This window comes from Pseudomonas fluorescens, assembly GCF_902497785.1.
Classification (GTDB): domain Bacteria; phylum Pseudomonadota; class Gammaproteobacteria; order Pseudomonadales; family Pseudomonadaceae; genus Aquipseudomonas; species Aquipseudomonas fluorescens_BO.
Genome location: NZ_CABVHK010000032.1, coordinates 1 through 25886, shown reverse-complemented (window position 1 = coordinate 25886; position 25886 = coordinate 1). Strand labels below are relative to the sequence as shown.

The 25886-nt window shown below is 58.2% G+C and carries 27 protein-coding genes and 1 tRNA gene; 6 read left to right on the top strand and 22 right to left on the bottom strand.

Features of this window, described 5'->3' with window-relative positions; genetic code table 11:
* Positions 1-7: 7 nt before the first annotated feature.
* Together F8N62_RS30760 and F8N62_RS30755 are read right to left on the bottom strand one after the other, a co-directional pair.
* Positions 8-1237, bottom strand: a complete 1230-nt coding sequence (locus F8N62_RS30760) for a hypothetical protein (protein ID WP_150714145.1) — start codon at positions 1235-1237, stop codon at positions 8-10.
* 20 nt (positions 1238-1257) lie between these two features.
* Positions 1258-1707, bottom strand: coding sequence for a YcgN family cysteine cluster protein (locus F8N62_RS30755; RefSeq protein ID WP_150714144.1), 450 nt, complete (start codon positions 1705-1707; stop codon positions 1258-1260).
* 164 nt (positions 1708-1871) lie between these two features.
* Here F8N62_RS30755 and F8N62_RS30750 point away from each other — a divergent pair, with 164 nt between their 5' ends.
* Positions 1872-2465 carry a nitroreductase family protein gene (locus F8N62_RS30750; RefSeq protein ID WP_150714143.1) on the top strand — a complete coding sequence of 198 codons (594 nt, stop codon included), beginning with the start codon at positions 1872-1874 and terminating at the stop codon, positions 2463-2465.
* Positions 2466-2606: 141 nt separating this feature from the next.
* Here the strand turns inward: F8N62_RS30750 and F8N62_RS30745 are convergent, their stop codons facing one another.
* The 6 genes from F8N62_RS30745 to F8N62_RS30720 all read right to left on the bottom strand — a co-directional run bounded on the left by F8N62_RS30745 (position 2607) and on the right by F8N62_RS30720 (position 9144).
* A complete protein-coding gene (locus F8N62_RS30745) occupies positions 2607-3539 on the bottom strand; it encodes a D-2-hydroxyacid dehydrogenase (RefSeq protein ID WP_150714142.1) in 933 nt (310 codons plus the stop codon).
* A gap of 120 nt (positions 3540-3659) precedes the next feature.
* Positions 3660-3953, bottom strand: a complete 294-nt coding sequence (locus F8N62_RS30740) for a YcgL domain-containing protein (protein ID WP_131060409.1) — start codon at positions 3951-3953, stop codon at positions 3660-3662.
* Positions 3950-5083 (bottom strand): ribonuclease D, encoded by a 1134-nt coding sequence (gene rnd, locus F8N62_RS30735; protein WP_150714141.1) that lies wholly within the window; start codon positions 5081-5083, stop codon positions 3950-3952. Before rnd ends, F8N62_RS30740 begins: the two co-directional genes overlap by 4 nt.
* 123 nt (positions 5084-5206) lie before the next feature.
* Positions 5207-5869 (bottom strand): class I SAM-dependent methyltransferase, encoded by a 663-nt coding sequence (locus F8N62_RS30730; RefSeq protein ID WP_150714140.1) that lies wholly within the window; start codon positions 5867-5869, stop codon positions 5207-5209.
* 74 nt (positions 5870-5943) lie between these two features.
* Positions 5944-7593 carry a phosphoethanolamine transferase gene (locus tag F8N62_RS30725; protein WP_150714139.1) on the bottom strand — a complete coding sequence of 550 codons (1650 nt, stop codon included), beginning with the start codon at positions 7591-7593 and terminating at the stop codon, positions 5944-5946.
* 168 nt (positions 7594-7761) lie between these two features.
* The gene (locus F8N62_RS30720; RefSeq protein WP_150714138.1) at positions 7762-9144 is read right to left on the bottom strand and encodes a glutamine synthetase family protein; all 1383 of its coding nucleotides are present in this window, start codon (positions 9142-9144) and stop codon (positions 7762-7764) included.
* A 510-nt stretch (positions 9145-9654) separates the two neighbouring features.
* Here F8N62_RS30720 and F8N62_RS30715 point away from each other — a divergent pair.
* Both F8N62_RS30715 and F8N62_RS30710 read left to right on the top strand, forming a co-directional pair.
* A complete protein-coding gene (locus F8N62_RS30715; RefSeq protein WP_150714137.1) occupies positions 9655-10839 on the top strand; it encodes a cyanate transporter in 1185 nt (394 codons plus the stop codon).
* 115 nt (positions 10840-10954) lie between these two features.
* Positions 10955-11890, top strand: a complete 936-nt coding sequence (locus F8N62_RS30710) for a LysR family transcriptional regulator (protein WP_150714152.1) — start codon at positions 10955-10957, stop codon at positions 11888-11890.
* Between the two features lie 3 nt (positions 11891-11893).
* Here the strand turns inward: F8N62_RS30710 and F8N62_RS30705 are convergent, their stop codons facing one another.
* Positions 11894-12259: a 5-carboxymethyl-2-hydroxymuconate Delta-isomerase gene (locus F8N62_RS30705; RefSeq protein WP_150714136.1), complete on the bottom strand. Its 366-nt coding sequence runs from the start codon at positions 12257-12259 to the stop codon at positions 11894-11896.
* 57 nt (positions 12260-12316) lie between these two features.
* On the bottom strand, positions 12317-13243 hold the full coding sequence (locus F8N62_RS30700) for a LysR family transcriptional regulator (protein WP_150714135.1): 927 nt from the start codon (positions 13241-13243) through the stop codon (positions 12317-12319).
* A gap of 230 nt (positions 13244-13473) precedes the next feature.
* Here F8N62_RS30700 and F8N62_RS30695 point away from each other — a divergent pair, with 230 nt between their 5' ends.
* The gene (locus F8N62_RS30695) at positions 13474-13680 is read left to right on the top strand and encodes a hypothetical protein (protein ID WP_150714134.1); all 207 of its coding nucleotides are present in this window, start codon (positions 13474-13476) and stop codon (positions 13678-13680) included.
* A gap of 54 nt (positions 13681-13734) precedes the next feature.
* Here the strand turns inward: F8N62_RS30695 and F8N62_RS30690 are convergent, their stop codons facing one another.
* From F8N62_RS30690 to dapA, 12 genes are all read right to left on the bottom strand, one after another.
* The gene (locus tag F8N62_RS30690) at positions 13735-13926 is read right to left on the bottom strand and encodes a YegP family protein (RefSeq protein WP_008034931.1); all 192 of its coding nucleotides are present in this window, start codon (positions 13924-13926) and stop codon (positions 13735-13737) included.
* Positions 13927-14217: 291 nt separating this feature from the next.
* Complete coding sequence (locus F8N62_RS30685) at positions 14218-14931, bottom strand: phosphocholine cytidylyltransferase family protein (RefSeq protein ID WP_150714133.1); 714 nt, start codon at positions 14929-14931, stop codon at positions 14218-14220.
* Complete coding sequence (locus F8N62_RS30680) at positions 14928-15563, bottom strand: gamma-glutamyl-gamma-aminobutyrate hydrolase family protein (protein ID WP_150714132.1); 636 nt, start codon at positions 15561-15563, stop codon at positions 14928-14930. Before F8N62_RS30680 ends, F8N62_RS30685 begins: the two co-directional genes overlap by 4 nt.
* Complete coding sequence (locus F8N62_RS30675) at positions 15560-17875, bottom strand: PEP-utilizing enzyme (protein WP_150714131.1); 2316 nt, start codon at positions 17873-17875, stop codon at positions 15560-15562. The genes F8N62_RS30680 and F8N62_RS30675 overlap by 4 nt, the downstream gene beginning before the upstream one ends.
* Positions 17876-17880: 5 nt before the next feature.
* A complete protein-coding gene (locus tag F8N62_RS30670) occupies positions 17881-18630 on the bottom strand; it encodes a class I SAM-dependent methyltransferase (RefSeq protein WP_150714130.1) in 750 nt (249 codons plus the stop codon).
* 1 nt (position 18631) lies between these two features.
* Positions 18632-19195 carry an adenylyl-sulfate kinase gene (locus F8N62_RS30665; RefSeq protein WP_150714129.1) on the bottom strand — a complete coding sequence of 188 codons (564 nt, stop codon included), beginning with the start codon at positions 19193-19195 and terminating at the stop codon, positions 18632-18634.
* The gene (locus tag F8N62_RS30660) at positions 19192-20382 is read right to left on the bottom strand and encodes a hypothetical protein (RefSeq protein WP_150714128.1); all 1191 of its coding nucleotides are present in this window, start codon (positions 20380-20382) and stop codon (positions 19192-19194) included. The genes F8N62_RS30665 and F8N62_RS30660 overlap by 4 nt, the downstream gene beginning before the upstream one ends.
* A 413-nt stretch (positions 20383-20795) precedes the next feature.
* Positions 20796-20885, bottom strand: a tRNA-Ser gene (locus F8N62_RS30655).
* A gap of 84 nt (positions 20886-20969) precedes the next feature.
* Complete coding sequence (gene purC / locus F8N62_RS30650) at positions 20970-21683, bottom strand: phosphoribosylaminoimidazolesuccinocarboxamide synthase (RefSeq protein WP_008034929.1); 714 nt, start codon at positions 21681-21683, stop codon at positions 20970-20972.
* 28 nt (positions 21684-21711) lie between these two features.
* Positions 21712-22470: an MBL fold metallo-hydrolase gene (locus F8N62_RS30645; protein WP_150714127.1), complete on the bottom strand. Its 759-nt coding sequence runs from the start codon at positions 22468-22470 to the stop codon at positions 21712-21714.
* Between the two features lie 4 nt (positions 22471-22474).
* A complete protein-coding gene (gene bamC / locus F8N62_RS30640) occupies positions 22475-23590 on the bottom strand; it encodes an outer membrane protein assembly factor BamC (protein ID WP_150714126.1) in 1116 nt (371 codons plus the stop codon).
* Positions 23591-23607: 17 nt separating this feature from the next.
* A complete protein-coding gene (gene dapA, locus F8N62_RS30635) occupies positions 23608-24486 on the bottom strand; it encodes a 4-hydroxy-tetrahydrodipicolinate synthase (RefSeq protein WP_150714125.1) in 879 nt (292 codons plus the stop codon).
* Positions 24487-24814: 328 nt separating this feature from the next.
* Between dapA and F8N62_RS30625 the strand changes: the two genes are divergently transcribed.
* A complete protein-coding gene (locus tag F8N62_RS30625; RefSeq protein WP_008034925.1) occupies positions 24815-25375 on the top strand; it encodes a glycine cleavage system protein R in 561 nt (186 codons plus the stop codon).
* A 10-nt stretch (positions 25376-25385) separates the two neighbouring features.
* Positions 25386-25859 carry a peroxiredoxin gene (locus F8N62_RS30620; RefSeq protein WP_150712751.1) on the top strand — a complete coding sequence of 158 codons (474 nt, stop codon included), beginning with the start codon at positions 25386-25388 and terminating at the stop codon, positions 25857-25859.
* The last annotated feature ends 27 nt before the right edge of the window (positions 25860-25886 follow it).

The following is a 25886-nucleotide window of genomic DNA, read 5'->3' as shown; positions in this document are numbered from 1 at the left end:
TGATGTTCTAACGCAATAATTGGCTATCCAACACTTTCGAAGACTCGCCAATAACACTCTCGGCCAGTTGGACGAATTCCTGGGTATCCACACTCTCCAGGCGCATTGCCCCGCGCATCACGTCATCCAGTGAACGCTTGTTGCGCGTCTTCAGGCGAATCTCGCGGTCAAGCTCCTGTAGCAGCAAAACCGCCCTGGAAATTTGCCTCGGGTTGACCTGCTCTCCACGCAAACTCGTGACTGCCTGGCTGTCCTTGACCAGTTTTTTGTGCAAACTTTCATACCGCTCATCACTCATCCCGCCAGCGCGACGCACCAGCTCAATGGCGTAATACTCGGCCAGCCCCTCGCTGATCCAGTCGCTGCGCTGCCGGTCGTTGACTCGACCGAACACCTGAGCCAATTCCCGCACCAGCGCGCTGCTACCGTTTTCACTTACAAGTGGCAACCGCGTATTCAGGTAGATCGACTCACGCGCCGCCAGGCTGCCCCGCCACATCGGGTCGTTAGCGCCGACGATCAACAGTTTGGCCGGATGACGCGGGAACACCGCCTGCACTTGCGGCCAGACGAACGTCAGCAACGTCAGCACGTCCATGCGTCGCATGCCCTGGCCTCGGGGCGAAGCAACGGTGACCTCGGTTTCCCCCATCCGGGTGCGACGGCTGCCAAGGTGGCCGGCGAGCATCCAGCCGGTGGGACGGTCGAACAGGCGGGAGACGTTATCGATGCGGAACTTGTTCTTGCCGATCCGTGGCCAGGCGGTTTCGACGCTTTTCCAGCCGTTGGGCAGTTCGAACTCAAGGCGCGAAACCAGCTCGATGCCGTCCTGCTGATCGAGCCTGGCGGGAGGCACCAGGTCGTCACCGCGCATCAGTGCCCAGGTCGGGGTCATGCGCGTGTCGAAGCTGCCGCTTTTACGGCCGTGGCTGATGCGTACGCGGTAGGTCAGGCTCGCCTTGTCGGCGGCCGGACGCCAGACACCGCGCGCCTGCTTGCCCGGCATGAGTTGCCATTGCCCGTCCGCCTTGAAGTCGCTGTAGTGGCTGCCATCGCCGAGGTCGAAATCCAGACTGCGCACCACCGAACCCTGGGCCAACGTCAACCGCACTTCTGCCTGATCGCTTGGTGGCAACAGGCGCACGTGGTAATCCAGATCGACTTTCTTCGCCGCCCACACGGCCGAATTCAAGGCCAGCAGCCCCACGGCCAGCGCCAGGCGCACTCCCGTTGCCATACACACTCCTTGGTAAAACCTCAGCCCGCCCGGAAAATCAGATGGTCTTCCCAATCGTCCTCGGCCACGCTGCCTTCGGCGAGCATGCGCCCTGATTGGGAAATGCGTTCGTGGTGCACGGCGTCGCGATCACCGCACACCAGGTGATGCCACAGTGGCAGGTCCTTGCCCTCGCTGACCAGGCGATAACCGCAGGTCGGTGGCAGCCATTTAAACTCGTCAGCCTTGCCCGGCGTGAGCTGGATGCAATCCGGCACGAAGTCACGACGGTTGGGATAATCGCTGCACTGGCAGGTGTTCAGGTCCAGCAATTTGCAGGCGATGCGCGTGTAGTAGACGGAGTTATCGTCTTCATCTTCAAGCTTCTGCAGGCAGCACAGGCCACAACCGTCGCACAGCGATTCCCATTCCTCCTGATCGAGTTGATCGAGGGTTTTGCGTATCCAGAACGGTTCGACTTTGGCGGCCATGGCTCGAGCATCAACATCAGGTGGTGAAAAGGCCGCCAGTCTAGTGCGCGAAGCCCCCCGGGCCAAGCATTGGCGACTGCCGGTAGAAGGCGCTTGTGAGTTTTTGCGCCGCCCAGTAGGGTTTCGCATCGCCCCTCACTTCGTACGTAGCCAGGAATCTCTCGATGAGTGCCAACCCACGCGTTGCCGATCACGCCATCCACCCACAATTCACCGATCGCTGGTCGCCCCGCGCCTTCACCGGCGAAGCCATTCCCGAACACACCCTGTTGAGTTTCTTCGAAGCCGCACGCTGGGCGCCCTCGGCCTACAACTCGCAACCCTGGCGCTTTCTCTACGCGCGTCGCGATACGCCGAACTGGGAGCGTTACCTGGGCCTGTTGAACGAGTTCAATCGCAGTTGGGCGCAACATGCTTCGGCCCTGGTGATCGTGATCTCGAAAACCACCTTCACCGCGCCTGGCGCCACCGAAGAAACCCCGGCGCTTTGGCACACGTTCGATACCGGCTCGGCCTGGGGCCATCTGGCGTTGCAAGCGAGCATCAGCGGCTGGCACACCCACGGCATGGCCGGTTTCGATCAGGAACTGACGCGCAAGGAGCTGAATATTCCAGAAGGCTATGCGCTGCACGCAGCGGTGGCGGTCGGCAAGCTGGGGGACAAGGCGACGCTGGCGGAATACCTGCAGGCGCGTGAAGAACCAAGCCCGCGTCGTCCGTTGAGCGAGCTGGCGGCTGAAGGCGATTTCAGCCTCTAAGCCACAATCCAAAACCAATGTGGGAGCGAGCTTGCTCGCGATGAGGCCAGCACATTCAACATCGATGTTGACTGTTGCACCGCCATCGCGAGCAAGCTCGCTCCCACAGGTTTTTGCGCAATGTGCAAGTGAGCGGTAGATTCAATACCCGCGATTGAAATCCACTTCCCCGCGCAATGCTTCACCCGCCTGATACGCCCGCAAGTTCTCGACAAACAGCTTCACCATCATCGATGGCGACGTCGGTGCCGAGCTGTGGCCGGTCAGCAGCAGCCCCCAGGCGGTCCAGAACGGGTGACGTTGCGGCAGCGGTTCCTGACGGCAGACGTCAATCACCGCGCCCGCCAGATGCCCTTCTTTCAAGGCCTCCACCAAATCCGCATCGACCACCGCCACGCCGCGCCCGACATTCATGAACAACCCGGTCGGCTTGAACTGCTTGAACAGCGCGGCGTCGTACAGGTCGTGGGTGGTCGGCGTGTTCGGCAACAGATTGATCACGTAATCCACTTCGCCGACCAGGCGCGGCAAATCGGCCAGCGCCCCGACTTCGACAAAAGGTGCCTGCTCGCGAGCTTCACTGGCGATGCCATACAACTCGACACCAAACGGCAGCAGAAACTGCGCCACGGTCTGGCCGATGTCACCGGTACCGACGATCAACACTTTGCGCCCCGCCAGACTTTGGCCCTGGCGGCTGTCCCATTTGCGCTCGACCTGGCTGACCAGTCGCGGCAACACTTCGCGCTCGTGGCCGAGCATGTAGGTCAGCACGTATTCGGCCATGACCTGACCGAAAATTCCCACCGCCCGGGTCAGGCGATAGTGCCGCGGCAAGCCGTCGGCGAGCAGCGGCGTGATGCCGGCCCAGGTCGATTGCAGCCATTGTGGCTGGTGGCCCTGACGCAGCAGGGTCGCGAGGAGGTCCGGCTGGCCCAGCCAGATCGGGCAATCGGCGGCCTGACTGGCCAGTTCGGCGGAGTCGCCGCTGGTCAGCACTTGCAGATCAGGCGCAGCCTGGCGCAACAGTTGGGCGTAAACGGGGTGATCGTGTTCAGCAATCAGAACGCGCATGGTTCAAACCTTTCAAAAGCAGTGCAGACGGCCGCCGACGGAGTATCGCTCCCTCTTCGCGGCCATCGCCAAAATCATTCCAGTGTTTCACGCAGGCTCTGAACAGAGCCTGTCTGCCGATCACATCGGATCGTTGCGGCGCAACAATTCTTCCGGCAGGTGTTCAATGTATTCGTCTTCGGCCGGCGGCATCTGCAAGTGGTAACCCTGTTTCTCAAGGTTTTCCAGGACCACGGCGATGTCCTCGCGCGACAGCTTGCGCTCGGGGGTCAAGACCAGATCGAACGCGTGGTGAGGCTTGCCGAAAGCGGCCATCAGACTTTCCGGGACACGTTCCAGTGCATCGCTTTTGAGCACATAGAGGTACATCTCGTTTTTCTTCAGGCTTCGATAAATGGAGCAAATACGTTTCAAGGCTGTTCTCCGGCGGTGGCCAGGCTGTCGAGCAGCGCCTGGCCCATCAATTCGCGGCGCCAGCCACGCAGCGAATCAGGCAATTGGTAAGGACCATTGGGGAAGCCGCTCTTGAGCAGCGCTTCCAGGGTTTTCTTGCGCAGCATCAACTCAGGCGCGACGTTCAGGCGCTCGGCTTCAGCCTGGCCGAGTGCACGCAACTGCTTGATCAGTGCCGCGGCGTCCACCGGCAACGGCTCCGGCACGGCAGGCGGCCATTGATCTGGCGACACACTGCCAGAGCGCTTGATCAGATCAAGCAGAAATTCGCCGTCCTGACGCACGGTACGCGGGTGCATGTCTTCGATTTTCGCCAGCGCGCCGAGGTTGTCCGGCTGAGTCCGCGCCAGCGGCCACAGGGAATGTTCACGGATGATGCGGTTGCGCGGCAAATCACGGGCGCGGGCTTCGCGTTCGCGCCAGGCGCAGAGTTCACGCAGCACGGCGAGTTGCGCGCGGGACAGCTTCCACGCCAGTTTGGCGTCGCGATAGACCTCATACGGATCGACTTCGCGGCGCAGGTTGGCTACCAGTTCGGCGCCGTCTTCCAACACCCAGGCGTACTTGTCGTCAGAAAGCTTAGGACGCAGCTGTACGAAAACTTCCGCCAAGTGCAAGGCATCTTCGGCGGCGTAGCTGATCTGCGTGTCGGACAGCGGACGTTGCAACCAGTCGGAACGTGTCTCGCCCTTGGGCAGGTCGATGTTCAGCACTTCCTGGACCAGGCGCGAATAGCCCATCGAGAAACCGAGGTTCAGGTAGGCGGCGGCCAGTTGCGTATCGAACAACGGCGCCGGCAGGCTGCCAGTCAGGCGCAGCAGGACTTCGAGGTCTTCGCTGCACGCATGCACGACTTTGACCACCGCCGGGTTTTCCAGCAAAGCGGACAGTGGCTGCCAGTTGTCGATCGTCAGCGGGTCAATCAGGTAAGCGCGTACGCCATCGCCGATCTGCAGCAAACCCGCGATCGGATAAAAGGTGTCGACCCGCATGAATTCGGTGTCGAGGGCAACGAATGGCAGCTGCTGCCACTCGGCGCAAAACTGACCGAGGCTATCGTTGTCGCGAATCCAGTGAATATCGATGGCCACACGGCTCTCCCTTGAAGAATGGCGCGCAGTATATATCGCCCCCGGCGATTTCCGCGCCTCCACTGAACAAGAGCTTTAGCGAAAACACCTGCTTGTTTGCAAGAATTGTCTGACAGAGGGCAGTTATCGGGCCTTACGCAACACGTAGACACGCATCCGCACGTAACCGGGCAGGAAGTCCTGATGGCTGATCAAGCGAAAACCCGCCTTTATGAACTCGGCTTCCACGTCGGCCTTGTTAGCCGGTTGCCGCGCCTGATGGCCGGCTGAAGACGCTCGCCGACGTTGAAAATGGGCATCGATGCGCACCGCCACGATCACCGTGTCACGGCTGACCCGGTGGAACTCACGCAGCATGGCCGAGCGATGCTCGGGGCTGGCGATGTGCTGGAACAGTTGCATGCAAAAAATGCAGTCCACCGCATTGGCCGACAAGCCGAGGGTGAACGCCGAGCTCTGGAAAGTCTTGACCCGATTCAACAGGTGTTGCGGATGGTGGGTCGGGGCGTGGTCGAGCATGTCCTGGGACGGGTCGGACGCCAGGATCACCCGGTTGGCATGTTCTGCCAGCACCGGCCAGAAGCGCCCCGCCCCGCAGGCGACATCAAGAATCAGCCCCGGCTCGCCGGCCACCTTGAGCGCGTTGCGCACCAATTGCTCGTCGCGCCAGAACGTCAGGCGCCCGACGAAACCACGCGGATGCGGCTGCTGACAGACGCGGGCGTGCTCCTGAGCGTGGCGCCGGACGAGTTCAAGCTCGATGGCAGAGGGGGACGGAACAGACATGTGCGATGGCTCTGACAGAAAAATCTAACGGGCCGCAGGTTAACGGTCGATACGTGAAAAAAAGGTCGTGGCCATCATTCTTTGGCCAAGACGCCGTCGATCACGGCTCCGCGGCAGCCGGCAAACATATCCAGATCCCGGTTGTAGACATTGCTGTTGACCTCCAGCAAACCGAGCATCGAATGGAACAGATTGTCCTGGCTCAACGGTTTTTCCCGGCTCAGTTGCAGGCAATGAGTGTCTACCGAGAACGACTTTTGATAGCTGTCGGAGAACCACGCCAGCATCGCTACATGCTTCTGTTGATCGGGCGCCAGCAGGTAAGGCGTGCCGTGCAGGAACAGGTTGTATTCGCCCAGAGACTCGCCGTGATCCGAGAGGTACAACATTGCGGTATCGACTTTGTCCTGGTTGCTGCGCAGCAGATCGATGAGGGTCGACAGCACATGGTCGGTGTACACCAGCGTGTTGTCGTAGCCATTGACGATACTTTCGCGGCTGCAATTGTTCAGTGCGTTGCTCTCACAGACCGGGGTGAAGTGTTCGTATTCCTTGGGGTAGCGCTTGAAGTATTCAGGACCGTGACTGCCCATCTGATGCAGCACCAGCACAGTGTCCTTATCGAGGGTGTCGATGAAATGTTGCAAACCCTGCAGGAGAATTTCATCGCGGCATTCACTGTTGGCGCACAGTGCCGGGTCCTTCAAGTTGCTGACATCCTCCAGAGTGACCCGATCGCACGTGCCTTTGCAGCCCGACTGGTTATCGCGCCAGATCACGTCAAGCCCCGCCCGCTTGAGCACGTCCAGCAGACCTTCTTCATTCTTGGCGGTGCTCGCGTTGTAGTTCTTGCGACCCATGTTGGAAAACATGCACGGCACCGAGACAGCGGTTTCCGTGCCACAGGAGTGCACGTCAGTGAAAGCAATCAGGCCGGCTTCCTTGTCCAGTTGCGGTGTAGTGTCGCGGTCGTAACCCAGCACCCCGAAGTTCTCCGCCCGGGCACTTTCACCCACAACCAGCACGGTCAGGGACTTGCGGCCATGCGTTTGCCAGGCAGGGTTTCTCTCGGCGTCCTGGCCAATCTTGATGAAGGGTTGCCGGGCCGAAGCGACTTGCTCCCGAAAATAACCGAAAGAGGCGGCAATGTAATTGCTTGGAACCACCATCAAGCGCAATTCGTGATGATTTCGAAATAACGACGAGAGCCCCTGATAGTTAACCAGCGCGACACCACCAATGACCGCTACCGACGCAACACTCACCAGAACTTTACTTAACAATTCGCGATGCCAGCGGCGGTAATTGATCGGAGTGTTCCACAACAACCACGACGGCAGAACGCCAAGAAAGAGAATATAACCAACCAACTTGATCGAGAGTAAATCACGCACTTCCGTTGCATTGGTTTGTGCAAAGTTACGCAACATACCAGTGTCGATCAGTACACCGTATTGACTCATGAAGTAGGCGACCCCGGCGCTGATCATGAAGATCAGGGTCAGTACGGGCTTCAATACCCGCTTGAACGCCAGCAGGGTCAGCACAATGTTGAAGGCGGCCAGGATCATCAAGCCAAAAGCCACGCGCATGACGACACCTTTACCGTCGAACGCGGTGATATCAAACAGGTGTTGCCAGAGGACTAAGTTGAAGCCAGCCAATAAAAAGGCACTGGCACACAACGTCACCCATTCCGGGCGCACGGCTTTAATCTTCAACATGATGATTGGCTGTTCCTGAAAAGAAGTGCCTTCGATAAATGTGAAAATTTCATTTATCGCGACAGCACTAACTCTAGGCAGCCAACCATCAATTTTTTGTGAAAAAGAAGCCAACGATTAGTTGGCTTATGGCCTTTGGCCAAAACATAAAGTGTATCTGGGAATGGTTCAGGCCTGATTCAGGTACCAGCGCCAATCCTGCTCTCCGACCTCGCCCATGAACTGCCGATACTCGGCACGTTTGACCGCCAGGTAAACACCGAGAAAAGCCTGGCCGAACGCCTCTCGCGCCCAGCTCGAACCTTCCAGCGCCCGCAAGGTGGTCAGCCAGTCGGTAGGCAGCAGTTCCTTGGCCTGCGCATAACCATTGCCTTCAACAGGCGCGCCCGGGTCCAGTTGTTCGCGAATGCCGCGATGAATGCCGGCTAAAATGGCCGCCGCCGCCAGGTAGGGGTTGGCATCAGCACCACAGATACGGTGTTCGATATGCCGTGAGAACGCGGGCCCGCCCGGCACGCGCAAACTCACGGTGCGATTGTCCACGCCCCAGGTGGCGGCCAGCGGCGCGTAGCTGTTGGTCTGGAAACGCCGATAAGAATTGGCGTTCGGACAGAACAGCAACAACGAATCGAGCAAGGTGGCGAGCATGCCACCGACGGCGTGCCTGAGCAGCGGCGTACCGTCTGCAGCTTCACTGGCAAACAGATTGTTGCCGTCCTTGTCCGCAAGACTGACGTGCATGTGCATGCCGGTGCCGGCCAGGTCATCGAACGGTTTGGCCATGAAACAGGCGGTCATCCCGTGTTTGTGCGCCACGCCCTTGACCAATCGCTTGTAGCGCACAGCTTCGTCCATCGCCTGTAGGGCATCGGTGCGATGTTCGAGGGTAATTTCCACTTGTCCGGGCGCGTATTCGGAAATCGCCGTGCGTGCCGGAATGCCCTGCAGTTTGCAGGCGCTGTACAGGTCGGCGAGAAACGGCTCGATCTGCTCCAGCTCACGCAAGCCGTACACTTGAGTGCCGCGCGGACGCCCGCCATCGACATCCCGCGCCGGTTGCGGCCGGCCATTGCTGTCGCGCTGCTGATCCAGCAAGTAGAACTCCAGTTCGGCGGCCATCACCGGGTAAAACCCGTCGGCCTGCAAGCCTTCGATGACCTTTGCCAACAGGTGCCGCGGGTCGGCGATGGTCGCCGGCATCCCCTCCGTCGGATGCATGCTGACCTGCACCGCCGCCGTTGGAATCAATCGCCACGGCATGCGCGTCAAACTGCCACTGACCGGGTAGGCCCGACAGTCGATATCGCCCACGTCCCACACCAGCCCGGAGTTTTCCACGTCGTCGCCATTAATGGTCAGGCCCAGGATGGTGCTCGGCAAAGGCCGTCCGCTGTCGTACACCGCCAGCAATTCATCGCGATGCAACAACTTGCCCCGTGGCACGCCGTTGTTGTCGAGGATGAACAACTCGAACATCTCGATATCCGGGTTCTGCTCAAGGAACGTCAGGGCTTCTTGCTTCGTAGCGAAGGATGTCGTGGCACAACTCATGGCAATTCTCTTGTTTTCCGCGTCAGGCAAACGCGCGCGCGCTGCCGGGTTGATCCCGGCGCATAGGCGCGAGACCTGTAAGAATAATTAACGGAAAAGGCAGGAGTCTGGCGGGCGCGCGTGACGGCAATGCCACAACGCCCAGAAGGCGAGTTCGGAAGGAAGAATGACTGGACGATCGTCCATGGGTAAACCGTAGTAGACAGGTGAGCGGCAGCGTCACATGGCTGGATGAGTGGTTAAATCGGGTTTTTTAGAACTGTGGTTGTGGATTGGCTAAACAATCTACACGCCACCCCCTATCCATTGTGGGAGCGAGCCTGCTCGCGAAGGCAGTGTGACAGTCGATATTTATAGTGCCTGACACAACCTCTTCGCGAGCGGGCTCGCTCCCACAGGGTTTTCGTCGCAGCGCAGGTATTTGATTTCTAAATACTGCCCCGGACTTTCTGATTTGCGGCGCTCAAACCGCGCGCGCCTAATCGGGCCTTGTCGTTCAAGGTCCGATCAATGGAAAACGTTCGCGCTACTTCCCGCCCCGCCCTCTGGTTAATGTTCAGCATCATCCTCGTCGCCCTCAACCTGCGCCCCTCCATGGCGGCTGTCGGCCCTTTGCTGTCGGCAATCCGCGGCGATATCCCCCTGAGTTTCAGCCTGGCCGCGCTGCTGACCATGCTGCCCGTAATGGCCATGGGACTGGCGATGTTCTTCGGCCTCCGTGTCAGCCAACGGCTCGGCGAACAACGCACAGTGGTGATGTCGTTGCTGATCATCGGCTTGGCCACGGTGTCGCGTCTGTTTGTCAGTTCTGCGGCAGGACTGATTTTCAGTGCGGTGCTCGCCGGCGTCGGTATCGCGGTGATTCAAGCGTTGATGCCCGCGCTGATCAAGTCGCGCTTCAGCGAAAACGTTTCCTTGTGCATGGGGCTCTACGTGACGTCGATCATGGGCGGCGCAGCCATCGCAGCATCCTTCGCGCCACTGGTGATGACGCACAACGGAAGCTGGCGGACGGGCTTGGCGATTTGGGCGATATTGGCGCTGTTGGCGTTGCTGTTTTGGCGCGGACAGCAGTCGGGGGTGCCGGCATCAACCCGGAACTCACCGCGCAACGCATCCTTCTTCAACAATTCCCGCGCCTGGTTACTGGCGATCTTCTTTGGTCTGGGTACTGCGTCGTACACCTGTGTACTGGCCTGGTTGGCGCCGTACTACGTGGAAAAAGGCTGGAGCGAGCAAAATGCCGGATTGCTGCTGGGTTTCCTGACGGCCATGGAGGTGTTGTCGGGCCTGCTGACACCGGCGATCGGCAACCGTAATCTCGACCGGCGCTGGGTGCTGGCGGTATTGCTGGCACTGATCATGGCGGGTTTCTGCGGCCTGATTCTAAGCCCGCAATACCTGACGCTGTTGTGGCCGAGTCTGCTGGGGTTGGGCATCGGCGGATTGTTTCCGATGAGCCTGATCGTGGCCCTGGATCACCTGGATCACCCACAGCGCGCGGGCGGGCTGACCGCCTTCGTTCAGGGCATTGGCTATCTGATCGCCGGCCTCTCGCCGCTGGCGGCAGGAATGATCCGCGATCAATTGGGCAGTTTCGAATGGGCCTGGTGGTCGCTCACCGGCGTCATGGCACTGATGATGTTGATGGTTTGGCGCTTCAACCCCCGGCATTACGCCGATCACATGGGCTGAGCACTGCTATTTGCGAAACTTCCTACAGGGCATTCTCCTGGCACCATGGGTCCGTTAGGATCATTCGCACGAGTGTGCGCTCAGTCAGCGCAGGGATTACAGCGAGATGGAATGGATGCTGAACAGTAACTTGCTTAGAAAACTCGACATGCAGGACCTCATGGTGTTCGTCGCCGTGTATGAGCAAAGCAGCGTCACCGGTGTATCCGAGACGCTCTGCGTCAGTCAGTCCACCGTGAGTTACTGCCTGAAAAAACTGCGCACCAGTTTCGAAGATGATTTGTTCATCAATACCCGCGCCGGCATGCGCCCCACTTACAAAGCCAGCACCATGTACACCCACGTGGTGAAAATCCTGCAAAGCATCAACCTCTGCCACTCCGGGGCACCGATGTTCGACCCCTCCTTGCAACCGGTCACCTTCAACATCTGTGCACCGGAATACTTCGAGCAGCTGTTTCTCCCCAGCCTGTTGAGGTGTTTTGATTTCGCCGACCTGCCGGTGGTGATCAACATGCAAAAGCTCGAAAAAGACATCCCTGCTGACAAACTGCGTGACGGCAGCCTCGACCTGGTAATTTGCTTCGGCCCGAACTTCCACCGCAGCGACGTCGATTTCAAATCCAGAATATTGGTTGAGGATGATCTGGTCTGTGTTTTCGATGAACGCGCCACGCCGTTAGAGCCGCGTCTAAGCGTGCAAGCTTTCATCGAACGCCGGCACGTGTTTCCGACACCCTGGACGTCCTCCACCAACATGGTCGACGGCTGGCTCGCGGAGCGAGCGCAGAAAAGGCAGATCATCGCGAGATCCAATAGCTACAGCGCGGCGCTGAAAATGATCACAGGCACGGACTACATACTGACCGTGCCTCGGCGCATCCAGCGGTTACTGGCGAGCGAGGCCATCTTCAATTACCGCGAAGCACCGGAAGGCATACCCCGTTTCACTCTGGACATGCGCTGGAGTCACGGTGCCGATCAGAACAGCGCCAATGCCTGGTTGCGTGAACAGGTGGTCAAGGCCTGCACTGAGCGGGCCACCGACTGAGCCTCAGTCGCTGATGGCGACTTTGCTGTAGGACTCTCGATCAATGTCGAGGATTTCCACGGCCAACTGGACTTCAACCCCTGCTGGCCATTCACACAGGTCCTGCACAACCGCCAGCAGGCTTTCCGATAACTGCTTCTTAATCTGCGGCGAGCGACCGCTCAACAGCGCCAGCTTCACGTGTACGAACGCCCGCTCAGCCATTGCCGTACCGACCTTGAACGTCTGGACCTTTACCGCGCGACTCTTGATGTCGTATTCGGCCGCAAACTGACCGGAAGCCACCAGCGTATTGTTGAGCCGGATCAACGCCACGTCGGGATTCAGCTCGGAAAGGTTGGCGGTGTATTCCATGTGCAGGTTAGGCATGACGGAGCTCCTGAGAGAAAGCGCAAAGGTCGTACATATAACACAGAGTTATCTAGCTCACGGCGACTGTGGCGACACAATTCTTTCGCTCATGAACACCTCCAGCCGCGAACGCAACCAGCGTTCGGCAGGGTCGGTATCGACATGGCTGAGCCAGACCATAGACAGGTCCAGGGTCGGTGTCTTGAACGGAAAGGGTTCGGTATACAACTGACCCGACGCCGCCATGGCCTCGGCGGTGTAATCCGGCAGGCTGGCGATCAGATCCGTCCCGGCGAGCAAGGCCGGTAACGAACTGTATTGCGGCACGGACAGCACCACCTGGCGCGTACGACCGATCTCCGCCAGCCATTCATCGGCGTAGCCACTCACGTTGGCGGTGTGGGACACCAGCACATGGGGGCGTGAGCAATATTCGTCGAGGGTCAGCGGTGTGTCAGACGCATCCGCTCGCAAGATGCGGGGCTGGATGTGTCGCAACAATTTGCGCTTGGCATTGGCCGGAAGGCCGCGGGTCTGGCTGATCCCGACGGTGATGTCGCCCGACGCCAATAAATCGGGAATTCGCCAGTAATCGACATGCTGCACCACAAACACCACCTTCGGCGCTTCCTGGCGCAAGGCACGCAGCAGCGGTGGCAGCAGGCCAAACTCGACATCGTCCGACAGCCCGATGCGGAAAGTCATGGCGCTGCTGGCGGGATCAAAATCGTGGGTCAGGCTTAATGCCACCGACAGTGAATCCAGCGCCGGCGACAAATACTGAATCAACTCCTCGGCCCTGGCAGTCGGTTCCATTCGATGCCCCACCCGAATGAACAGCGGATCGTTGAACATCGTGCGCAAGCGGTTGAGCGCCGCGCTGATGGTCGGCTGCCCAAGGAACAACTTCTCCGCCACCCGGGTGACATTGCGTTCCAGCATCAGGCTTTCGAACACCACCATCAGGTTGATGTCGGCTTTACGCAGTTCGTTACGATTCATCCACAGGCCCCAATCCCAAATCTGCTGACAGTTTAGGTAGCTGTCGCGGGCGGCGTCTATGCGACTCATGCAGCTAGCGTTTAATCCAGATGCAGCCACCGGCTTCGTCCTACAGCCCCGTCCTGATTTCTTCGCAGGTCTGGCGGGCCGCGCTGACGCCTCTAAGCTCAGCAACGTTTGGGGCTACCCGCCCCGGCCAGACATCCAGTCAAACTCAAAGGAGCCTTCCAATGGCTAGAGACAAAGCGAAAGACGACAAGCACTTCAACTGCACTCAGCCGCATGAAGCCGACTACGTCGCAGGGCTGTACCCGCACGCGAAGGAAGAGATCAAAACGTTCCTGGCCTCGGCCTGCAAGGACAACTCCTTGCACAACTCGACCCACAAGGACGTCTACGACCTGATCAAAAGAAAACTCGGCCACTCGCAGCCGTAACACCGGCCGCTCGAAACGAAGCTGCTCGACCCGAGCAGCTTCACCGCCTGACGCCTAGATCTCCTTGACCGGGGTCTGATCCTGAGTCCCCTTGATCAAGCTGATGGCATGCACGCAATCCGCCTTGTTGACATACGCCTCCCCGCTGGCAATCGTTTCATTGTTCCCCGCCCTCAAACGCCAGCGCCACTGACCTTTGCCAGTGTGCGGGGTGCCCCGGGTTTGCCTGTAAATCTCAAAATACATTGATCGCTCCTTGCGAATGCTGATGACCGCAGATTCCGTGATCTGCGAAAGCCAGAGTAGTTGAGGATTTTTTCCGGTGAAGGGTTTCAGTGTCAGGGGATATTTCCGGGAAACAACCTTGATTTGGGAATCGACCAATGGCTGTAGGGGAAGGTAATCAGGGTGACTGGGCGAAGTCACTTTTCGCTTGATCAGTCATATTTTTCTTACGGACTTCGCTGCTCAATCCGACAACCAAAAATCAGTGCCGTCGAGAAAACCAGGGGCCGCTCACTGCCCCTGTCATCCCGATTATTGATACAGAAAAAGGTCCTCGGAAGAGTCCACTTCGCCCCATTCTCCGGTGTACGCAACGGCTTGTATCGGCACCCGCCCCGCTTCGATGACGTGTTGAAGGGTGTTCGTCATATGCACGTTGTCGGACCGCTCCGGAGTCAATGTCGAGCGAAGCCGAACGACTTCTGCCCAGCCCTGCGGCGTGAAGCGCAAAAGGCCCATGTATTGACCCTGAACATCATCGACCGATTTCGGTTTGTTGCCGATTTCGGCCAAGTTGCCGGCAGATGTCAGGCGGAATGTTTCGGCGTCCAGCAAGGGATCGCCAAAACGCTGGGTCCAAAGTGCTAGCCAATTGGGATCATAGGTGACTGCCAGGGAAGCCTTGCATGTCATCAACGACTGAACCGCCGCGGGGCTGTAAAAGATGTCGGAATAACTCACGATGCACGGTTCTTCCTGTAACCAGTCTTGCGCACACGCCAACGACGACACCATGTTGGTTTGCGCCCAACGTGAGTTATGGAACTCGATCAGCCCTTGGCTTGCCAACACCTCGCGCTTGTAGCCTGTCACGATGGCTATCTCGTCAATGCCGGCATCGCGAAGGGCCGCAAGTTGCCACTCCAGCAGTGTCTTGCCTCGCAACTCGACCATGCATTTCGGACGTTCATCCGTGAGGCTTTTCATGCGGCTGCCACGTCCGGCAGCCAAAATAATGGCTTTCACAACAGTTCTACCTCATGAGATCCGAACAACCGCTTCAATCGATCAAGGTCGTGCGAGGCAAAAACCCCCTCTCGCTCCGGGTGCCACATCCAGCCTTCCCATGGCAGGCCGAGGTGACGGATGGCTTCGATTTCCCCGTCTTCACTGCGCGCCAGGACCTCAAAGGTTTCCGGGCAACCGGCAAGGGCAAAATCGTGATAACTGTTCACCTCGGCAACGATCTGTCCTGACAGTTGATGCCGGGCTCGCACATGACCTGTCACCGGTTTCAGCTCACCGCCCGACCAATGCGCGATCATCTGCATCCCCCGGCAAATGCCGAGCACCGGCAGGCTATGGGATCGCGCATGGTCAAGCAGTCTGCCCTCGGTCAGGTCGCGTGCCGGACACTGGCCGATGTCATTCCCGCCCGAAAGCACGATGGCCTGTGGCGATACCGCGTTCAGCCAGTCATGCAGGGCATCATGAATCAGCCCACCGTCGCGTGGTTGCTGACCCAAATTGTTGGGCACCGGCACCGGCAAAAAGCCGGCCGCCAGAAGAAATGCGCATAGACGCTGGTCGAGCGCATCACGGCTTTCCCCGCGCTCAGGAAACACGTCCACGCGTTGGCTGATGGCAACAACCTTCATGCCAGCACCTCCACCCAACGCCCGGGACAGTCCAGATGTAGGCGTTGAGCTGCCGACCAGCGGCGGTAGAGCACTTCACCTGCACCGATCACCGCTGGCAGGCCAAGTTCGCCTGCACGAATCGCCATGTGCGAATTGGCGCCGCCCCAGGCCGTTATCAGCCCGGCAATCGGGTAGGCGAACAACCAGTCAAACCCCGGGTCCGCGTTGGGAATGCAGACAATCGCCCCGGCGAGTTTTGCGCGGTCATCACTGCCTACTACTGCGGCTGTCACCTGTTTCTGGGTGATGAAGTTGGGCGCTGTTTCCGGCCATTGAAAGGACCAGACATCCTCGGGCCGGGTGATGACCGGCGGCAGCGATATCTTGAGGGTCTTTTCATAGCGGGCCTTGCCCTGTTCAATGCTGCGCAACAGCACATCCTTGGGGTCGACTGCCGCAATGTGCAGTTCCTTGAACGCACTGATGTCGCAATAGGCGATGTCTTCGCGGCTGATGCCGTGCTGGGCGCCCACTTCGGCAATCAATGCGAGGGCATCCGACAGATTGCGGGTGAAGTGAAACTTGGCCAGTTCACGCAGCTCGATGCCCGCCTGCATGAAGTCCAGCAAGCCGACCGGATCCGGCTGCAAGCCGTGTTCCTCCAATTGCTTCACGATTGCGCGCATCTGAGGGAGGGTCAGCGAAAAGGGTTGCACTGGTTCCGGAGCGGAGGGGCGCTGGTTCCAGTCAAAGTAGAGTTCCGGCGCTTCATCGTAACGGGGCGAAAGGATGTCGTAGGTGCCCGGTCGCAAGTGGCCGTAGCGCGCAAGGAACGTCGCTTTGTCCAGTGTTGCCCGGTCACGTGCCAACTGGCCGCTGACGGTTGAGACGCCACCCATGAAGCAATCGTAGTCAGCCTGCGAGAACACGCCCACCGTCACCAGGGATTTAAGCATCTGCACCGCGACGAAGCCGGCGCGCGCCAGACCGGCGAATGGCAGGGTGCCATAGCGTTTGGCATCCTCCAGCAGCCAGTAGATCCGCTCCAGTGGGTCGGCGTTGGAGGCGAGCAGCTCTTCGCGTCGCGCATTGAGCATGTCGAGCTTATTGGCATCGGCGCGCCACAAACCATCTTTGGGATGAACGATACGGTTGGTCAGCTTGCGCAAACTGGTGCTGATGGCCTCCAGTTCGTGCGCCTGAAATCCGGCACTGGCCAAACGCTCCAGACGCTGCGACAAATCCAGTGTGTAGCAGGAGAATACAATCTCGAACTCCACTTTATCGTGCAGCGTCGGTTCGGCCAGCAACCGATCGATATAGTGGTCGACCAGCCGTCCCGCGAGCCCGTCATCAAGGTCTGCCGGAATAAAAGAGTTAAACGACAAACGCACATCGATGTACGGCAACCCGAAGAAATGCGGCATCAACGGGAAACTGCGTAAATTGCGGTAGCCATAGTTATGGCGCTGGTAAGCCCAGATGGAGTCCGTCACCAAATCCCGGTACAGCGAAAGCGCCAATGGCTTGGGCCGGATGCCGATAATCTCGGCGGGATTCCAGTCCGGCATTACGCCATAAACGGTACGCTGGCCCATCAGAAACGGGTGCGGCTGCATACCCCGCGCCACCTTACGCTGGATGCTGTCCAGCCAGGCGGCCTGGTCCATTTCCGATTGTGCAGGTGTTGCCAATATCAAAGGCCGGGCTTGCAACAGCCACAGCACCTCGCCGTCTGTTTCACTCGTGACCGCGAATTCGCAATCGACCGGCGAGCCATCAAACAGCACCAGCAACTCTTCGAGCAAGGAGATGATCGGAGCAAGGCTCGAGGGCGGCGCCACTTCACTGGAGGCCGCCTGCTGCCACAATCGACCGCCCATGCCGCTGGTGACAGCGGCGGTGTCACACCCTTCAGACCAGTTCACCAGCCGATACGGTGCACAGGTATTCGGGTCGTGGGAAAAGGCAACGCCGGAGCGCAGCACATTCCCCAACATCGGCTGAATCAGCACCTCGTCTGCTGGATGGACATCGCCATAACTGGCGATGACCTGTTCCACCGCCGATACCAGTTCGGCTTCATTGACATCAGGGATCGAAAGAAAAGCCCCTGCACAGGACGCTTGCGCACCATCCTCGCGCAGACAACTGGACCGTACGATCCAGGGGCCTGTCCCGAGCCGCCCCTGGACATCACGAAAGCAGGCTTGGCCACCGAGTTGCCAGTCCCTCACGGTGAATGACAGCAACGGCGCAATTCGAGCGGAATCGAGTCGCCCCTGCAGGCTGATCAAGGTGCCGGCTTTGGTAGAGAAATGCAGCGACATCGGCATTATCTCAACTGAGCAACCCAGATATTGGTGGAGTACGGAATCTGGATCGCTGGCTTATCAAGGCTGCTCAGGTAGTCCTCGATTGCGCTGATCACCTCATGGAAATTCGCACCCGCCTGTCGCTCAAGCGTCGCGTGGGAACGCCAGGCCACCAGACACTCTTCGATGCTTTGTTCGTGAATGACACGCGCATCAAGATGTACGACAGCGCCGAAAAGCCCACTGGCGTCTATGACTGCGGTTTGGTCTTCACGACGAGTGCCGTAGCCGTAACCCTCTACCCGTTCCTTGATGATGGCTTCAATGCGGGCCTGAATCGGGTCGTCAAGATGACGATGATTCCACATGCAGGCGAACCAGCCTCGGGGCTTGAGAATACGGGCGGTTTCCTTGAGCGCCTGCTGGCGGTCGCAGACATTGAAGGAACTGCCAAAGGTGACCATGTCGAAAGCATCGGTGGCCTGGCCGGTGACTTCGCCGGTCCCCTCATGCCAACGGACATTGGCCAGGTTGGCAGTCCGCTTGATGCCATTGGCGCGCATTGCATCGTTAGGCTCTACAGCCACCACGTCCAGACCACGCGCGGCCAGCATCAGGGTGAGATGCGCGACACCGGCTCCAACATCGCAAAACTTATCGCCCTTCTCGGCGCCTGCAATCGAGAGCATTGCATCGATCGCGGCATCGGCGTAGTCAGGACGTTTCAAATAAGCGTCAGCCAGGGTGGTGTAATCCCATTCGGTTTTCATATCAAACTCCTTTTAAAAAACGGTGTAGTAAGTCATCAGTCAACGTTTGTACCGAGCGATGAGGTTCAAATTCCACTACCCAATCTGCCGCGTCCGGTTCATCAATCGATAAATCGAGCCCGGCGACGTTGTGCAATTCACCTGCATCAAATCGGCGGTATATATCCTTGGGATCCCGGCGGCGCAGTTCCTCCACCGGCACCTTTAAATAAATTTCAAAGTAACCCGGTAAATGTGCTCGATTCCAAACATGAATTTCACGAAACAGCGAAATCGTAGCGATTACGACGGTGTGCCCTTGAGCGGCAATAACCCTGCATAAATGGGCATATTGCATCGCCAGTGCCAATCGCCCTACTCGCCCATGATTTTGCGAATTGGCAGCCGCAGCGCCAAATACGTCGCGCAGTTCATCCCCGTCCAGCATGACGACCGAGTGGCCAAGGTGTCGAAGACCGTTAACGAACTCGCGAGCCAGCGTCGATTTCCCTGCACCCGACAGGCCGGTTATCCATACTACTTTTCCGGCGATACTGTCTTTCGTATCGATCTGATTGACGATCATTGCAGCACGCTGGCTGAATCGTTGATCGTTCGCTGACTTACGTCTCCGGCAGCATTCATCGCAAAATAGCAAAAACGCGAATCATGTTCTTTCTGGACCAGGTCCAGAAACACTTCATCCGGGTGATGGAGGTCGCCGTACTCTGAGTCGAAGAAATTTTTGTAGATGGAATAACTTTGCTCAGGGGTTAACAAACCAAACCCCAGCAGTAACTCCTTGAGTTCCTCGCCGCTTTTAGCGATCGGCAACACATTGCCCATCTGTGCCAGCCAGGCGTTAACAACGGGATGGTTCTCAGAGGTTGCCGGGACGTAGTAAATGGGCAGCCGGCAGGTATTGAGCATGAACGACACACCTCCGCTCGAGGCGTCGGTAATAATCGTGTCACACTGATTGTAAAAATCCTTGCTACTGCCCTTGGTAGTATCTATTGAAATCCAGGAATACCGGGAAAGCTGCTCACACATCTCTTTTACAAACGCACTTTTAAAATCAGTCATGTAAGGTCGAAAGATTATTTGCGCCTGTGGAATCTGCGACTTGACCGCATTTACAACCACTTCCATGTTTTCAAATAGAGAAGCGCCCTCGGGGCATAAACCCATCTGAGTTGGCAGAAGGCCGACGACATACTCATCAGATGTTCGCACGGACTCAGGAGGAGAACTGAAAGCCTGGGAGATTTTAACGGGCAGCGTCGATATCGCGCTGGTCTTGCGAAGGTCCGAACGCTGGGATTGAGTGTCACACACCAGGCGCAACGAGTTCCGGTCATGCCGGTAGCGCTGCAGCCCCATTTTCATCAAATCAAAAAGCGACCGGGACGAAGAAATAATCGCGTCCCAATAAGCTGTCCACTCGGAACAATAATATTCGTCTTTGAGCGGCATGCCGACGTTGCCATGTGCAATAAATATCGCGAAGTTCGATTCATCAAGCAGTCGTCCAACCGCGGCATCATTCGAAATAATCGTCTGCGAGTTCAGGTTTGCAATAAAATCGAACTCTACTTCTTCAACAGGATAATTTAGAACCTGCTCCGCTTCGCTTTGGCTCAAACCAGTAATACTTGTTTGAAGCACGATGCAATTATATTCGTTACGCAGAGCATTCAATGCCGGGAGCAAATACTCTAGATACGTTTTCCCGCCTTTTTGGACGTTACTGATCAAGTAAACGCTTTTCATAATCAAAGCCGCACCTTAAAAGCCTTCCCAGGCAAATCCTTTTAGATCCAAATAAACGCACAAGAGGGAGAATTTTCGAACTTGTTCTTTCACTTCTCCCTTCGGCGCACACACCCTTCCTGTACTGCACATCCAAGCTAGAGTCGTATGGAATTTCGCTGACAAATAAATGACACCGCTTCGGACCCAACAAGCAAAAAACGCGCCAAATTAATGCGCAAATGGCGGATTGCCATCTTCTCGAATGGCAATACCAGCAAGACATGCGTTGGCAACCTGGACACGTGGGGGAGTTGTAAGCGACTGCGCTCAGGGTCACGAAAGCGCACTGAGTGATGGCGGAAAGGGATGCAAAAACTAAAAACCGCTAAACGCAAAAAGGCCCCATAAAATGGGGCCTTTAAGTGTAAATATGGCGGAGAGATAGGGATTCGAACCCTAGGTACCGGTGAAGGTACAACGGATTTCGAATCCGTCCCATTCGGCCACTCTGGCATCTCTCCAACGGCGCGCATCATAACAACACTTTTGCCGGAAGCGAACCCCCTGAGCGAAAATTTTTCCGTGCTATCAGATGCTTGCGTCGATTAAAGCGGTACGCCCAGACGATTGGCGACTTCTTCGTAGGCTTCGATGACGTCACCGAGCCCCTGACGGAAGCGGTCCTTGTCCATTTTCTTGCCGGTAGCCTTGTCCCACAGACGGCAGCCGTCCGGGCTGAATTCGTCGCCCAGGACGATGGAGCCGTCGGAGAACACACCGAATTCGAGTTTGAAGTCGACCAGCAGCAGACCAGCGTCGTCGAACAGTTTGCTCAGGACTTCGTTGACCTTGAGCGACAGTTCTTTCATGCGAACCAGTTGCTCGGCGGTGCCCCAACCGAACGCCACGACGTGGGATTCGTTGATGAACGGGTCGCCCTTGGCGTCGTCCTTGAGGAACAGTTCGAAGGTGTAAGGGTTGAGCTTCATGCCTTCTTCGACGCCCAAACGCTTGACCAGGCTGCCAGCCGCGTAGTTACGCACGACGCACTCGACCGGGATCATGTCGAGTTTTTTCACCAGGCATTCGTTGTCGCCCAGCAGTTTGTCGAACTGGGTCGGCACGCCGGCGGCTTCGAGTTTTTGCATGATGAAGGCGTTGAACTTGTTGTTCACCATGCCTTTGCGGTCAAGCTGCTCGATGCGCTTGCCGTCGAACGCCGAGGTGTCGTTGCGAAACAGCAGGATCAAGCGGTCAGCGTCGTCGGTCTTGAAAACCGATTTGGCTTTGCCGCGGTAGAGTTCTTCACGTTTTTCCATGATGGGCTCCGCTTGCTAAGTAGGTGGGCTAGGCGATGTGTCGCCAGTCGAGCCCTGAATCTTGATCGGCCAGTTGCAGCCAGTCCGGGTCGCACCCGAGGGTATCGACAAAACATTGCCGGGCCAGCTGCGGCAGGTTGTTCTTGCTGCTCAGATGGGCCAGGACCAGATGTTGCAGGCCTTGCCAGCCCAACTCGGACACCAGGAATGCCGCCTGGTGGTTGTTCAAATGTCCCAGTTCACCGCCCACTCGCTGTTTTAGAAAGTACGGGTAGTGACCGCGGGCCAGCATGTCACGGCAATGGTTGGACTCGATCATCAACGCATCGAGGTCCTTGTAGCCGTCCAGCACTCTGTTGCAATACGACCCCAGGTCGGTCAGCAGGCCGAAGCGCCGCTCACCATCGCTGAACACGTACTGCGTCGGTTCCTGGGCATCATGGGCCACGGCAATGACGCCGATGCTCAGTGAGCCGATCTGCAGTTGCTCGCCGCCAGCCAGGAGGCCTGCGGGTTCAACGGGTTTGCGCATCCCGCGCAGGGTGCCGCGACTGAGGTAGACAGGCAGATTGTAGCGCCGAGACAGCAAACCCACGCCATGCACGTGGTCGGCATGTTCGTGGGTCACGAGTATCGCGCTCAGTTGCGCCGGGTTCACACCCAGGCGCAACAGGCGTTTTTCAGTTTCCCGCAGGGAGAAACCACAATCCACCAGCACATACGTGTCAGCGCTGGCTATCAGCGTGCCGTTCCCTTGGCTACCGCTGCCGAGAACGGCAAAACGCATGTGATCAGCCCAGATTGTCCTGAATCACGCTCAACACTTTGCGCGCCACATCAGCTGGCGCCACGGTGTTGATGTTTTTCTCGACGGTGACCTGGACGTTTTCGCCGACCTTGCTCAGGCGAACCTGATAACGCTCGGCACGGGCTTCAACTGCTTCCTTGTCCGGCGCGCTGCCGAACAGGCTGCCGAAGAAGCCAGGCTTGTCGTCTTTCTTCTCGGCTTTTTCGGCCAGGTTGATGTAGTACAGGCCCAGGCTGCGGTTGATGTCTTCAACGCGCCATTCGCCCTGCTCCAGCGCACGACCGACGCTCGACCAGGCACGATCCAGGTCATTACCGACGTTGAGCACCGGGTTGCCGCTGCCGTCTTCGCTGAGGCTGACACGGCTTGGGGTATCGAAATCACGCGAAGCCAGCATGGAGACCGAACCGCCCTTCTCCGAGATGCGGCTCATGCTCGCGAGCATGTCGTCGACCAGTGCCGCGTCCAGGCCGGTGTTGACCGAACGATTGGTGAAGTCGACGTCTGCGGTGCTGCCGGCAGGACGCTCGGCGCTGATCACATAGATCTCGCTGGTGTTGCGCTGCACGCCCGGCTCGATACGTACCCGCACGCGGGTCTCGCTGTCGGCACCGACACCGGCCGCGCTCAAGCGCTTGGCCATGGCGGCGGACAGTTCGTCGGAATGCTGCCAGGTGGTGGTGAATTCGCCGGTTTGCGGACGCTGTTCATCCAGGCGGAAACCGTTGTCCTGGAAGAATTGCACGGCCACTGGCCAGGCTTCGGCCGGTGGGTTTTGAGCCACGATCCAGCGCGTGTCACCAGTCTTCTGCAGCGAATAGGCGCTGGCGTCTGCACCTGCGGTCAGCGGCTGTGGACGAGGCACGATGTACTCACCCTTGACGCTGTCATCGGCCACGTTGCGCGGAATCGGCAACAGCGGGTCCAGACGTTTGGCAGTGCTGACGTCCGGTGGCAATTGCATAGGTGCAGTCTGTTGCGCTTCCAGGTAATCGCTACCGCGGTCACGGAAATAACCTTCCGGGCCCCAGACCCATCCACAGCCACTGGTGCTGGAGATAATCAAGGCAAGTGCGGAAAGTCCGGCCAATCGCTTCATGCGTAGTGCTTCCTCAATTAAACCAGGACGCCGGACTGGCGCATGGCCTGCCGCAGCGGTTCGTGACAGGCAGCACTGAGCCAGGTGAGCGGCAGACGGATACCGTCCGGCATCAAGCCCATTTCATGCAGTGCCCATTTCACGGGGATAGGGTTGGATTCGATAAACAGGGTTTTATTGAGCGGCATCAGCTTTTGGTGAATGGCGCGGGCCGTAACGGCGTCGCCTTTCAATGCGGCGTTGCACAGGTCAGCCATTTCACGCGGGGCCACGTTGGCGGTCACCGAGATGTTGCCTTTGCCGCCAAGCAGAATCAGCTCGACTGCGGTGGCGTCGTCACCGGAGATCACCAGGAAGTCTTTGCTGACGCCGTCGATGATGGCTTTGGCACGGTCCAGGTCGCCGGTGGCTTCCTTGATGCCGATGATGTTTTTCACGGTCGACAGGCGGATAACGGTCTCGGCCTGCATGTCACATGCAGTGCGCCCTGGCACGTTATAAAGGATCTGCGGGATGTCGACAGCTTCGGCGATGGCCTTGAAGTGCTGGTACAAGCCTTCCTGGGTCGGCTTGTTGTAGTACGGCGTCACCAACAGGCAGGCGTCGGCGCCGGCGGTCTTCGCGTTGGTGGTCAGCTCGATCGCTTCGCGTGTCGAGTTGGCGCCGGTACCGGCGATCACCGGGATGCGCCCTGCAACCTGCTTGACCACGTAACGAATCACTTCGATGTGCTCGTTCACGTCTAGAGTGGCCGATTCACCTGTAGTGCCGACCGCCACGATCGCGTGGGTGCCGTTTTGCAGGTGAAAGTCCACCAGTTTGCTCAGGCTGTCCCAGTCGAGACGACCTTGTGCATCCATGGGTGTGACCAGTGCCACCATACTGCCCGCAATCATGCAACCGCTCCTGCCGGAAAAAGAGAGCCGTAATGGTACTGGCGCCAAGATGCTTGTACAAGCGAAGTACTGCGCTGCTGCCATTCCCCTTGGCGCTGCTTTTCGCTACCCTTCAGACTTTGATCGGTACTGACACGCTCGCAAGCCGGGTTCCAGCCTCCATTTTCGGCATCACAAGCCCCGATCCAGCGTTGCCACCCCTCGCTCTTGCCACACTGGAGCACGTTGCAACCTTCGGCTCGGGTTTTCTGAATTCGCATCCGCAGGCTCGCCCCCGGCAAAAAAAGCCCGTAGAAGTATCGACCGCTCATCGCTTTAGGAATGCTGCATGTCCACCCCCACAGTTCGCGAACAATTCCTTGTCATCAGTGCCCTCGGCGCCAACCCCATGGAGCTGACTAACGTCCTGTGCCGCGCCAGCCATGAAAACCGCTGCGCCGTGGTCACTTCTCGCCTGACCCGCCATGGCGAGTGCAGTGCGTTGATCCTTGAAATCTCCGGCAGCTGGGACGCCCTCGCGCGCCTGGAAGGCAGCTTGCCGAGCCTTGCCAAAAAGCACGCCTTCACGGTCAACGTGGTGCGCAGCGCGGCGCTGGAAAACCGTCCACAGGCCTTGCCGTACGTGGCGTATGTCAGCTCGGCCTACCGCTCCGACATCATCAACGAGCTGTGCCAGTTCTTCATGGACCACAACGTCGAGCTGGAAAACCTGACCTGCGACACCTATCAGGCCCCGCAAACCGGCGGCACCATGCTTAACGCCACGTTCACCGTGACCTTGCCGGCCGGCGTGCAAATCAGTTGGCTGCGCGATCAGTTCCTCGATTTCGCCGATGCGCTGAATCTGGATGCCCTGATCGAGCCGTGGCGCCCACAAAACCCAATGTAAGGAAGCTTTCATGGCCGTTGCCATCGACCAACCGGTTGCCGACTTCGAAGCACCCGCCACCAATGGACAGACCGTCAGCCTCGCAGGCCTTAAAGGCAAGCAAGTGGTGATCTACTTCTATCCGAAGGACAGCACCCCGGGTTGCACGACTCAGGGCCAGGGCTTTCGCGATCAGCTTGACGCCTTTAAAGCGGCCAACACCGAAGTGTTCGGTGTATCCCGCGACAGTTTGAAATCGCACGAAAACTTCAAGGCCAAGCAGGCGTTTACCTTCGAGCTGATCAGCGACAAGGAAGAAGCGCTGTGCCAGTTGTTCGATGTGATCAAGCTGAAGAAGCTGTATGGCAAGGAATACATGGGCGTTGATCGCAGCACGTTTTTGATCGACAAGCATGGCGTGCTGCGTCAGGAATGGCGTGGTGTGAAGGTGCCGGGGCATGTGGATGCGGTGTTGGCGGCGGCTGAGGCCCTGAACAAGGCCTGACTCAAGAAGATCGCAGCCTTCGGCAGC